We start from the raw sequence: 263 nt of genomic DNA on the forward strand, positions 1-263 counted from the left end.
TGCAAGGTACCGTTTCCCTGCGTGATTTGATGATTTCTGAGCCAAGTCTAACGGTTGGCAAAATCATGACTCAAGTGCTGATCTTTGTACGGGTGGATGAAGCGCAAAATGTGGCCGCGCAAGCGATCAGTAAATATGACTTACTCGCTCTCCCGGTATTGGATCAACAAAATCGCATGGTCGGTATTGTGACTTATGACGATGCGATGGACGTTGCAGAAGAAGAAGCAGATCGTTCGATTCATAAATCTGCCGCGGTCGAT

Annotated in this window: 1 protein-coding gene; it reads left to right on the plus strand. The window is 47.1% G+C overall.

Annotated features, from left to right (window positions below; translation table 11 throughout):
* On the plus strand, window positions 1-263 hold a 263-nt coding region (locus ACS2QP_RS27935), incomplete at both ends, for a CBS domain-containing protein (protein ID WP_438883093.1).

It is taken from the genome of Bacillus cereus group sp. Bce019 (assembly GCF_051781745.1).
Lineage (GTDB): Bacteria > Bacillota > Bacilli > Bacillales > Bacillaceae_G > Bacillus_A > Bacillus_A cereus.